An 11844-nucleotide genomic window follows, 5' to 3' on the forward strand; every position below is an offset into this window, starting at 1 on the left:
TCCTGTTCTTTGTTTAGGGACAACGGAAGTTAAGTAATATATATTACTTAGGCATAAAAACGCTAAATACTCTAATTTTATTACCTGGTAATCATATAAAAAATCACAAAACAATACTAATTTTTAATTGCCTGTGAGTGTAAAGTTAAAATTTTGAAACGGAAACAAAACATATAAACAAAATAAAGCTGCTTGCAAATGCAAACAGCTTTATTTAGCGTGAAAATTAATAGGTTATTATACTGATAAAGCATCTAAAGCATAATCCGAAGGATGATTTTTTAAAATTCTACGTTCTTCGGATAAGCAGATATCTTCTTTTACTTTCTGATTAATGGTGTTATAATAATTGGCCATTTTCCTGTGCAATCCAGTAGTACACAAATGATAATTTGCATATTCGCTTATCTCAATTGCCTTATTAAAATATTCCTCTACTTTTAAGTAGTGATTTCCTGCTAAGGAACAACTGCTTAAAAATGAATAATAGTAAATCTGCAAATAATAATTATTTGAAGATTTTACAATTTGCAAATTAGTTAACAAATAATCTATTTTAGGCTTATCGATTTCTAAACCTAAAGCTTTCTGAGCAAATATTTTATAACATTGTAATAGTTTATAATTATTAGAGTTTCGCTTTCTTCTATCTTTATAATACAAATGCTCTGTATCATCAATAAGCTGAATAACTTTATGATATGATTTTATATAAATTAAAGCCATACACATTATTAATTCAAACTCACCATCGGTACCACTTCTATTTTCATCGTAATTAACAAAAGCCATTTCTCTATAATAAAAAAGCCTTAACAACTCAACACAAGTTTCTTCGTTATCTATAAAATAACGATACATAGCAATACTAGCTAACCTTATGGCAATTGCAGATCCGGAACAGGATGTATCTGCTTCCTCTGTTAATAATTCCTGTAAATATTTTTTTGCATTTTTCACATCAAACGAAAAAATTGCAGAAGTCAAAAGCAAACCTATTGATTTTATTTTCAAACTCTTACTGATAGCATTTCCCGCTACAATATCTAATAAATATTTATCATTAACATTTAGCGAAAGCTTTTCTTCGAAAGCCTTAGATAACAATCTATTAACTTGTTTATTTAGGGCTTTTTCTCCAATAAAATCGAACTTAAATTGATCTGTATGAATAGCTGATTTTAATATCGTTTCGAGCACATAAGGATCTGAGAGAGTATCCTCACTTAAAAGTAAAATATTATCAAGACTTAAATATTTTTTATTAAATAATTCAGATGAGATTAAAGATGATATCAAGCGATTTTTTAACTCATACCCCTGATATCTTTGATCTACTTTTTTAACCAGCTCAAAATCAACTCCTTTATTTTCCTCAATAAGGCTAGTCGTAATTAAAGCCTCGAATAGCATTTCATTGGTAATTTTTACATACTTACAATAACTATTGAATTCGTTTGTTGAAGTGTATTCCGAAATTATTCCGTAGGATACTAACTCCTGATAAGCATTATAATAGTTCCCTGCAGTTTTTAAATGTATTGGAAATAGTTCTCTTAAAGCCCATTTTTTTGCAGCTGTACCATTTATTCCGTGTTCGATTAAATCTAATATTCCGTTAAGAATATCTACTTTTTCTTCCGAGAAACGCGAATAGAAAATCTTATTTTTTATGTATTCTTTCATTAATTCTCCTCCCTCACTTAATTTATAAGTTCGGTTAGGAGAATAAAGTTTAACAAACAGCTCTAAAAAAAATGGATTTGATATCACCCTTTTATGAGGATATGCCAATTCTTCAACTTTAAGTATAGATTTATATTGACAATTTATCGTATTATTAAGCACGAACTGTATTTCATCTTGCTTTAGAGTGTAAAGGTTAGCCTCGCTAATTTCTTCTAAATTATCATACAAATCGTACCAACAGTCTTTTAACTCGTTGCCTTTCATAACAAAAGGCATAGCAAATTTTCCCCAGGTTGAATTCCGGGATGTAATAATCAGTTTAAATTTACTGGAATCTTTATAATTTAAAATAAACTGATTAATTTGAATAAAAAGTCGTTCTAATTTTAAATTATCGTAGGTAATTTCATCTAATGCATCAATAACAAAAATTATTCTACTTTCACACTCTTCGGAATGCTCCAAATAAAATTTAAGTGCATCTTGATTATCCAAGCCTAATTTCTCCTGTATCCAGGTATCTAACTTAAAATCGACATTTAAGAAATTAATCATTAAGGATGCATTCAAAAATAATATCGCATCATTACTTTGCTTTTTTATCCAATTATTTTCGAACCACTTGGCTAGCATACTAGATTTTCCAAATCCTCCGGGAGCGATAAAACTGAGTGCAGAATTAGAAGAGTTTAAAAACCGATCGATTCGATTCTCGGCATCCTTTCTGCTTACAACGGCATTAAAAGGTATTCCCGACTGACCGGCAATCATCTTATAAGTTTCTTTACTAAAAGAGAGGGCTTTGTTATGAAAATCAATCCAATTTTCTTTAGATATGGCAGTAGATCTTGGTTGTTTCTGCTTATACTTACAATATTGCATCCAATCTTTAAATCCAACAAAACCGGCTAAAATATTTAAAGTATATTTTCCAGGTACCGTTGTCGATTTTAAAAATCCATAAAGTCTTCGAATTGTTGTAGTACTTATTCGGCTTCCTGTTTCCTGACAAATTGTATCTGCCAAAATTTTACAATCTTTCGTATAAACGAGCTCCCTTCCAAACTTCTGAAGAATTTCCTCTTTAATGCGTTCAATCATACTTATTATTTGATAAAATCAAGATTATTTGATCTCAACGACCAAAATAGATAAGAAAAACAATCAAATCAACCTAAAATTTATCAATGGGGGAAATAAGTTAGTATCTGTGTAGTTTCATCCAATAACTGCGTAATGAAAAAAACCCAATACTATTTCATAATTACACTATCATTCTCTTTGGAAAAAGAATATGCAATACTTTTTAAATGTTCTAAAAACTCTTTTTTCTTCCTTTCAGATACATCTACAGAACTTCCATCATTTAGAATAATTATACCACCTCGTCCTTTTATGTATTTATTAACATAATTTAAATTAACTAAATGCTTGTTATGAACCCTACAAAACGTTTGTTTGGGAAGAAGATGTATAAAGCTTGACATAGGTTTCGATACAACAATTCGTTCGTCATCTACCATATGAAAATTTGTATAACAACTATGTGCCTCACATCTTATTATATCATTGGTATTAACTAATCTGAAACCAAACACATCGGGTAACATTATACGAGTAGAATCCAGATTTTGCTTTTCAAATAAATTTTCTAATTGTTTAACAGAATAACTTGACCGCTTAATTTTAAAACGATTGACTGCATTTACAAACTGCGATTGCACAAACGGTTTACTGATACAATATAAGGCTGAATATTTAAATGCTTCAATTGCAAATTCTGAATCTTCGGCAATAAAAACGATTTCGAAATTTCTAAAACCATGCTTAAGAAATGGTAAATCAGCCCCCATAAGCATACTTGCATCCATAAATACAAGGTCAGGCGAATGCGCAATCACAAGATCCTCTATACGTTCCAGTTGCGTATCGCCACCAACAACATTTACATCATCGCATTCTTGTGCAAGAATTTCAGCAATGATTTCAATATTAGTTTTATTACGATCAAAAATAAGAATTGAAATTTTATTCCTAATTTCCATAACCAAAAATTTTCCCAACCTTATAGTATAAGGCTGGGAAGTTTTAATAAATTAGTAAATACACTACTACTACTAAAATATCTTAAATCCTATTTTAAATTTAGGATAAGAGAAAGCATTCATCGATGTAGTACTTTGATCTGCTCCCTGAACCCCTGGTGCGATTACAATCTCGGTATGTTGATACATGAAGTTAAAGGCATTCACTTCTAATCCCATGTATATAGCATTCGAAAAATAATAATCAACACCGGCAACAATAGCTCCACCAAGCCCTAAAGCTTCGGCAGTTGCGGTTCCAGCATCACCTGATTCAACCAAGTATCCCTCTTCTCCACTAGTCAACCATGAAGTCTGAGTTTTTTCTAAACGTTCATACGCATAGTTAACACGGACTCCTAAATAAAAATCAACATTTTTTAATGCTTTAGCATCCTGCTCGAATTTAAAATGATAATCCGCACCTGCAGAAATATAAAGTTTATAATTATCTGTTTCTGGACTTCCCTGTATTGCAGGTATCTCAGTTCCACTAATAGAATGACCGTCTGTATCTATTAATGCTTTCACTCCTGAATAAGCATCTTCTCCTGCCACTGAACGTGAACCATAAGATCCAAACAAGCTTAAGGAAATTTTATCTGTCAAAAAATAATTTAACGAAATACCAGCCATATTCGTAATTGAAGCTGCTTCCTTCACTGAAAAAGTATCATCAGCTCCCAACCTATTTACAACAGATTCCCTACTACTATAATAGAGTGAATGGTTTGGCAAAACATTAGAATTGATTGCAGTAACATTATTGTTGCCCAATACCAAAGATGCGGTAAAATTGCCTTTTTTTGGTACAAAACTCAAACCTTCATCTACCGAATTAGTTTGCGCAAAAATAGCTGAGCCACACAAAAGTGATAGGGAAATCAAAGAAATAATTTTTCTATACATAACTCTTTGTTTTTGAATTTGATTTCAAAAGAGTCTCCTCATAAAGAGAAGACTCTATATTTTCACTTCTAGTTTAATAATGCTTGATATGCTGCTTCTGCAGTATCTAATTTTGTTTTAGCAACCGCAAGTTCTGCAGTAAGCTTAGATATTTTTGTTTCCAATATTTCGATAGCAAGTTCTGCATCTCTAACAGCATCAGCTTGAGTATAATTACCTGCTTCTAAATTTGTAAGCACGTCATTAGCATCTACAATAGCTTTTTCTACAACAAGAATATCACTTTTTGTATCATCAATCAAATCAGCCAACTTCTCAGAAGCATCTACAGTACCTTCTGTAACATCAGTATCGATAACAAATTGCAATGCTTCAAGCTTATCAATATCAGCAGATAGTACGTCTAATTTAGCGCTATTTATAGCTAAGTCATCGCTTATAGGTTCCATAGAATTAAGCGCAGCAACATAAACAGAATTTAAAGATCTTAGTACTGCACTTGCAATAGTATAATTATATGCATTAAGCTCTGCTATTGCCTCATTGTATACTACTAATGCATTATCATAAGCTTCTTTAATAACATTATAACTACCATCAGTAGTCTCTACAGCTTCTAAATTTGCTTCTGCAGCTTCCAAGTCAGCAGCTGGAGCAATTGTATCATTAACCAAAGCATCTCTATGAGCATTAAATGCAGCAGCCATTTCGATGATTCCTTTATCTGAATCAATTGAAACATTACCTACTAGATCATAATCTTCAATCCATTGTTCTAGTGATTCATAAGCAGTATTAACTTTTACAGATGCACGACCAAGACTTGCCATAAGGTTATCATTCTCAGCTTTCAATTCTGCTTTTTCTAGTTTTTTTGCAGCTACTTGCTCAGCAACAGTAGTCCATTCGTTAGATGCCTGCAATGCTTCATAAGCTTCTAGTTGAGCATTCAAATCAGCTAATTCGCTAGTTTGAGTAGTTACAAGCAAATTTTTAGCAGCAGTTTCTGTAGCTACAAAATTTACATCAGCCATATTTGCACTAGCCAAAGCCATATTTGCACTTACCAAATCATTCTGTGCTGTCAACAAATTATCTGATGTAGTATTCCAATCATCATAAGCTGTTGTATAATCAGCATAAGCACTTGTCAATATGTTATCCTCTAAATTTAACATATTCTGTTTTTGCTGTGCAATTTCATATTCAAACTCAGCTTTTGCTTCTTCAAGAGCAAGTCTAGCCTCTTCTAATTGCAATTCCAATTCTTCAATTTGCTTAGCATTTCTAGCTTCTGCATAAGCATTTGCCACCAATTGTCCTGCTGTTTGTGCTTCTTGATATGCAGCTTGTGCATTTTTATAAGCTGTTTGTGCAACAACATACTCAGTTCTTGCATTTCTCATTGCTGCAACTGATTCTGATTCTTCGTAAGAATCACAAGCAACAATACTTAATGCTAACAATCCTAGAGATAAAAATTTTAACTTCATGGTAATTTAAATTTTACATTAAAAATCTAGATAAATAAAGAATCTACATGAATAAAGGCAATTAGGATCGCCTCTATTACATTTGATTCGATGCGAATATACACTCTCTTACTTCTGTAGACAACCTATATTATGTAGATGAGTAATATAAAACAATAACTGCGTAATTTATTTAGTTAACTGCGTAATCTCTAAAAATAAAGACTTAAATGTATTTATATTTTAGAAGAATAAATAACACAAATAACTATATATCAATCAACAAAAAAAATTAACAACTATAAATTAAGGCTAAAAGTACAATTTATATTTATATATAAAGTATCATACACCCCTCATTTAATCAATAGATTTGTTAAACACAAAAAAAAGAAGCGCTAACGCTTCCCTTCTTATGATATATAAAACAGCTCTTACCTTTTTCCATTTGCTAAAGAATGAGCTAATTCCTTTAATTTTTTTAAAAAATCTTTCTTTCTACTTTCCGAAACTTCAACTTCCTTATCATTTAATAAGACAATACGTCCCCCTCTACCTTTAATATATTGGCTGATATAATTTAAATTTACCAAATGCTTACTATGTACCCTACTGAACAAATTAGGAGGCAATAATTCTTCAAAACTTGATAAAACTCTTGAAACCATTATTACCGAATCATCTTCTAAGTGAAAATTAGTATAACTACCATCCGCTTCACAACGAATAATTTGATTTAATTCGATTACCCTAAGACCATTTAAAGTAGGTAAAATAATTTTTTGATATTGATTATTTAAGCTATCATAAAGCACTCTAATTTTCTCATTTAAATCTATATCTTTTGAATTTTCCTGATACCTATTTACAGCATCCTGAAGTTCCAGATAGTTAATAGGCTTTAATAAATAATGTAGCGCCGAATACTGAAAAGCCTTAATTGCATAATCATTAAATGCGGTTGTAAAAATAAGTTCAAAATTACGATTTTTGACACCTTTTAAAACGTCAAAACCATCTCCATCGGGCATAGAAATATCTAGAAATACCAAATCGGGTGTTAATTTATTAATAGCCTCTATAGCTGTTTTTACGTTATTAGCAAATCCAATTACCTCTACCTCTGGACAATACTTGCTTATTAGTTTATTGAGAGTTGTTTGACTTTTAATTTCGTCATCAACTATTAAAGTTCGAATCATATTTGTAGTAGCCTTTATATTCTGGATTTAAAGATACAAAAAAAGCACCCAATTGGGTGCTTAAATTGAACATTCAATTATTTATTATTCATTTATTCCTACAAGATCCATTACAAACGCATATTCTAATGCAACTTCGTGCAAACGCTCAAATCTTCCGGAAGCTCCGCCATGACCAAAGTCCATATTGGTTTTTAACAGTAAGCGATTATGATCTGTTTTCATGTCTCGTAATTTTGCGACCCATTTTGCCGGTTCCCAATACTGAACCTGAGAGTCGTGCAAACCGGTTGTTACGAGCAATGCCGGATAATCCTGAGCTTTTACATTATCGTAAGGAGAGTAGGACAGCATATAATCGTAGTATTCCTTATTTTTCGGATTTCCCCATTCATCAAATTCACCAGTTGTTAAAGGGATTGATTCATCTAACATTGTAGTGACAACATCAACAAAAGGAACAGCAGCAATTACCCCTTTATAAAGCTCGGGCTTCATATTAACAATTGCGCCCATTAATAAACCTCCTGCACTTCCACCCCATGCGAACACCTTATCTTTAGAAGCATATCCTTCGGTTATTAAATATTCAGCACAACTATTAAAATCAGTAAATGTATTTTTCTTTTTTAAAAGCTTTCCATCCTCATACCAATATCGTCCCATTTCCTGTCCTCCACGAACATGTGCAGTCGCTACAACAAACCCTCGGTCCAGCAAACTTAAACGAACAGAACTAAAATACACATCAGAATTTGAACCATAAGAACCATAGGCCGACAACCAAAGTGGATTTGTACCTTTTTTAAACTTATCCTTACGATAAACCAATGAAATTGGCACTTTTGTTCCATCCTTAGCAATTGCCCACAAACGCTTCGATTCATAATTCTCTTTATTAAAATCGCCCAAAACTTCCTGTTGTTTCAAAAGAGTTTTCTCTTTGCTTATCATATCATAATCGATAGTAGAGGAAGGAGTGGTTAATGAAGTATATCCATAACGAAGAATATTTGTCTCAAATTCAGGATTTGCTGAAATCCACGCATCATAAGTTTCTTCACCAAAATCTAAATAGTGTTCTTCATCGGTCTTCCAATTTCTTATTCGCAGTTGATTTAATCCATTTTTTCTTTCTCCAACTACTAAATAATTCTGAAAAATCTCAAAATTACTCAAAAATACATCCTCTCGATTTGGAATCATTTCTACCCAATTATTCTTATCTGTTTTATTAACTGGTGTTTTCATTAACCTGAAATTCTTGGCCAAATAATTTGTTCGAATATAAAAATGATCTTTAAAATGATCTATTTCATATTCTAAATCTCTTTCTCTTGCCTGAAATACCTTGAATTTACTATTAGGCTTACTTGCATCAATATATCTATATTCGGTAGAAACAGTGCTACTTACTCCTATCATGATATATTTTTTTGATTTGGTTTTATAACAGAAAGTATAAAATGTATTATCCTTTTCCTCGTAAACCAATTCATCTTTATCGGCCGAAGTTCCTAGTACGTGCTTATAAACTCTATAGGGTAATAGGGTTTCTGGGTGCTTTACTGTATAAAAAATTGTTTTGTTATCGTTCGCCCAGGTAATTCCTCCTGTGGTATTTCCAATTTCATCAGAATATACTTTATTATCAATCAAACTTTTAAACTTAATTGTATATTTTCTGCGGCTTAAGGTATCTTCTGAGTAAGCTAAAATTTTATTATTCTCACAAACCGAATAATTTCCGATACTAAAATAACTATATCCCTTAGCCATTTTTGGAACATTTAGCATGATCTGCTCATCGGCTTTCAAACTTTCTTTTTTCCGACAATAAAAAGGATATTCTGCATCACCTTCTGTTCTGCTATAATAATAGAATCCATTTAACTTTACAGGTACCGATTCATCTGTTTTTTTTATACGAGCCACCATTTCATCAAACAATTTGGTTTGAAAATCCTCGGTATGCTGCATTATTGCATCGGTATATTCATTTTCGGCAGTTAGATAATTAATTACTGCAGAATCTTCACGCTGATTTAACCAATAATAATTATCGATTCTGGTATCGTTATGAATCGTAAGTTCTTTAGGAATTTTTTTTGCAACCGGAGCCTTAGGCATAGTAGCTTTTTGAGTACAAGCAACTGCCATTAAACAAAGGACAGCAATACTTAAAATAGATTTAGTGTTCATGTTTAGTTAAATTTTTAAAAAGTATTTAGTTCATATCAGAAAATAAATCTTCGATAAAATGGTTCTAATGAGCCAAATACTAATTTAACAAAAACATTTCTTCAATCAGTAAAAATTTCGACAGAAAGCTTATGATAACGATTAAAGTCTACTATTTCACGATGAAACCACTTTTAAATACGATATTACCAAACGAATTTTATAGTACTCTACTTCCTCATTCATGTAAAGATAAAGTTCTTTTATATTCTCGGTTTTGTTTAATGATCTATAAGCATTTTCTATTTGTTCCAACTCCGAAGAATTAAAAAATTCAGAAAGGTCAACATCAGCACCTTTTTCATAAAGAGATGCCAAATGAGAATATATGGTTACAGGGTTTATTTTTCGGATATTTGCAATCTCATTCACAGAAAATCCCTGTTTGTAATATTCATAAGTTTTATAAAATGACTCGCCACTTTTCTTTGCCTCCTTATTTTTAGCTTGCACATATCCTAATATCTCATTTATAAACAAAGCGCCATACAATTGATATTTTCTCACACCAACCCCCGAAATCAATTTCATCTCAAATTCACTTGTGGGCTTTTCTTCGGTCATTTGCTTCAATGTTGCATCAGAAAAAACAAGATAAGGAGCAATATTTTCTTTGCGCGAAATGCGAAGTCTTAGTTTTCTTAATTCCTCAAACAATCCTTCCCTTGCCAATTGTTTCTCTGTTTTCACAATTGGTTTTACCTGAGGGTCTGATTTCATCGAAGAAAGATGTACCAGATTTACCAAACGCTCACCTAACAAAACTTCACGTCCTTGCTCACTTAATTTTAATGCATTCCCATTTTCATAAGCAACAGATATATACCCAAGATTTAACAACTGTAATATATATTGCTGCCAATCGGAATGGGCAATATCTTTTCCTGCTCCATAAGTTTTAATTCGATTATATCCTTTATTAATAATCTCCTGTCTAAGTGATCCTCTTAGTACATCAATCAAAATACCAGCTGCAACTTGTTCTTTTAAGCGAACAATTGCCGAGAATGCTTTTTGAGCAATTATTGTTCCATCGAACAAGCGAGGTGGATTTTTACAAACATCACAATTGCCACAATCTTCTTCGAGATGCTCACCAAAATAGCTTAATAGAATCTTTCGTCGGCAAATTTGGGCATCGCAAAATTGTTGTATTCTTTCCAATTTAGCATTAGACACTTCTTTTAATGCCGATTCTTCAATAAACCTGCGATGCACAATAACATCCGAAAAACTATAAAACAGCAAAGTATCTGCTTTTAAGCCATCTCTTCCGGCACGACCAATTTCCTGATAGTACGACTCGATATTTCGCGGTAAATTGTAATGAATTACCCAACGAACATTAGATTTATCGATTCCCATTCCGAATGCAATGGTTGCACAAATAATTGGTATCTCATCATTTATAAAATCCTCTTGTCTTTTGGCACGATCGTCGGGTGATAAACCAGCATGGTAATGCGATGCATTAATTCCTGCATTTCGTAATTTTTCGGCCAGACTTTCGGTAGCTTTTCTACTTAGGCAATAAATAATTCCAGATTGATGCGGACGCTGCCGTATAAAACCAAGAATGGATTTAAACTTATCTCTCCCTGGTGCCACAGTTAAACTTAAATTAGGCCTGTCGAATGAAGAAATAAACTGTTCAGGATTTTCCAGTCCTAACTGATTAATAATATCTTTCTGCGTCAAGTTATCGGCTGTTGCTGTTAAAGCAATAACCGGAATGTGTGGAAACTGTTTCTTCAGATAAGACATTTTTGTATATTCCGGACGAAAATCGTGCCCCCAAACCGAGATACAATGTGCCTCATCAATGGCAAATAAATTTACTTTCATTTGTAAAAGCAAATAGTAAAAGTCCTGACTTACCAGTTTCTCAGGCGAAACATATAAAAGCTTAATTTTTCCTGCTGTGATATTCTCCAATACCTGTGCCTGCTGATACGAAGTTTGTGAGCTATTCAAATAATCGGCATAAACTCCATTGGCACGCAATCCTTCTACCTGATCTTTCATTAGGGCAATTAAAGGAGAAACTACAATAGTAACTCCCTCCATTATAATTGCGGGAATTTGATAACACATCGATTTTCCACCTCCCGTAGGCATAATTACCATTGCATCGTTGCCCTTAAGCACCGACTGAATAATTTTCTCCTGTAAAGGGCGAAACTGATCGTATCCGAAATATCTTTTTAAAGCGTGTTTTGCTGCCGACATTGATAATATTTAATTGGG

At 32.4% G+C, this 11844-nt stretch carries 7 protein-coding genes; all 7 read right to left on the reverse strand.

Annotation, left to right across the window (positions count from 1 at the left end):
- Positions 1-237 precede the first annotated feature (237 nt).
- Complete coding sequence (locus tag ACT3CE_RS00845; RefSeq protein ID WP_444707872.1) at positions 238-2790, reverse strand: hypothetical protein; 2553 nt, start codon at positions 2788-2790, stop codon at positions 238-240.
- A gap of 152 nt (positions 2791-2942) precedes the next feature.
- Positions 2943-3734: a LytR/AlgR family response regulator transcription factor gene (locus ACT3CE_RS00850; RefSeq protein WP_444707873.1), complete on the reverse strand. Its 792-nt coding sequence runs from the start codon at positions 3732-3734 to the stop codon at positions 2943-2945.
- Between the two features lie 72 nt (positions 3735-3806).
- On the reverse strand, positions 3807-4682 hold the full coding sequence (locus ACT3CE_RS00855; RefSeq protein WP_444707874.1) for a BT1926 family outer membrane beta-barrel protein: 876 nt from the start codon (positions 4680-4682) through the stop codon (positions 3807-3809).
- A gap of 68 nt (positions 4683-4750) precedes the next feature.
- Positions 4751-6175, reverse strand: a complete 1425-nt coding sequence (locus tag ACT3CE_RS00860) for a hypothetical protein (RefSeq protein ID WP_444707875.1) — start codon at positions 6173-6175, stop codon at positions 4751-4753.
- Between the two features lie 413 nt (positions 6176-6588).
- Entirely contained in the window at positions 6589-7356 is a 768-nt protein-coding gene (locus ACT3CE_RS00865; RefSeq protein WP_444707876.1) for a LytR/AlgR family response regulator transcription factor, read from the reverse strand.
- A gap of 84 nt (positions 7357-7440) precedes the next feature.
- A complete protein-coding gene (locus ACT3CE_RS00870) occupies positions 7441-9558 on the reverse strand; it encodes a S9 family peptidase (protein ID WP_444707877.1) in 2118 nt (705 codons plus the stop codon).
- Positions 9559-9714: 156 nt separating this feature from the next.
- The gene (recQ, locus tag ACT3CE_RS00875; RefSeq protein WP_444707878.1) at positions 9715-11826 is read right to left on the reverse strand and encodes a DNA helicase RecQ; all 2112 of its coding nucleotides are present in this window, start codon (positions 11824-11826) and stop codon (positions 9715-9717) included.
- Between the last annotated feature and the right edge of the window lie 18 nt (positions 11827-11844).

The organism is Marinifilum sp. RC60d5 (genome assembly GCF_052400665.1).
Taxonomy (GTDB): domain Bacteria; phylum Bacteroidota; class Bacteroidia; order Bacteroidales; family Marinifilaceae; genus JBQTGK01.

Bases quoted from the DNA above. Each gene is read 5' to 3' on its own strand.
- ACT3CE_RS00870 (WP_444707877.1), bottom strand. From the start codon at position 9,558: ATGAACACTAAATCTATTTTAAGTATTGCTGTCCTTTGTTTAATGGCA.
- ACT3CE_RS00865 (WP_444707876.1), bottom strand. From the start codon at position 7,356: ATGATTCGAACTTTAATAGTTGATGACGAAATTAAAAGTCAAACAACT.
- ACT3CE_RS00855 (WP_444707874.1), bottom strand. From the start codon at position 4,682: ATGTATAGAAAAATTATTTCTTTGATTTCCCTATCACTTTTGTGTGGC.
- ACT3CE_RS00850 (WP_444707873.1), bottom strand. From the start codon at position 3,734: ATGGAAATTAGGAATAAAATTTCAATTCTTATTTTTGATCGTAATAAA.
- ACT3CE_RS00845 (WP_444707872.1), bottom strand. From the start codon at position 2,790: ATGATTGAACGCATTAAAGAGGAAATTCTTCAGAAGTTTGGAAGGGAG.
- recQ (WP_444707878.1), bottom strand. From the start codon at position 11,826: ATGTCGGCAGCAAAACACGCTTTAAAAAGATATTTCGGATACGATCAG.
- ACT3CE_RS00860 (WP_444707875.1), bottom strand. From the start codon at position 6,175: ATGAAGTTAAAATTTTTATCTCTAGGATTGTTAGCATTAAGTATTGTT.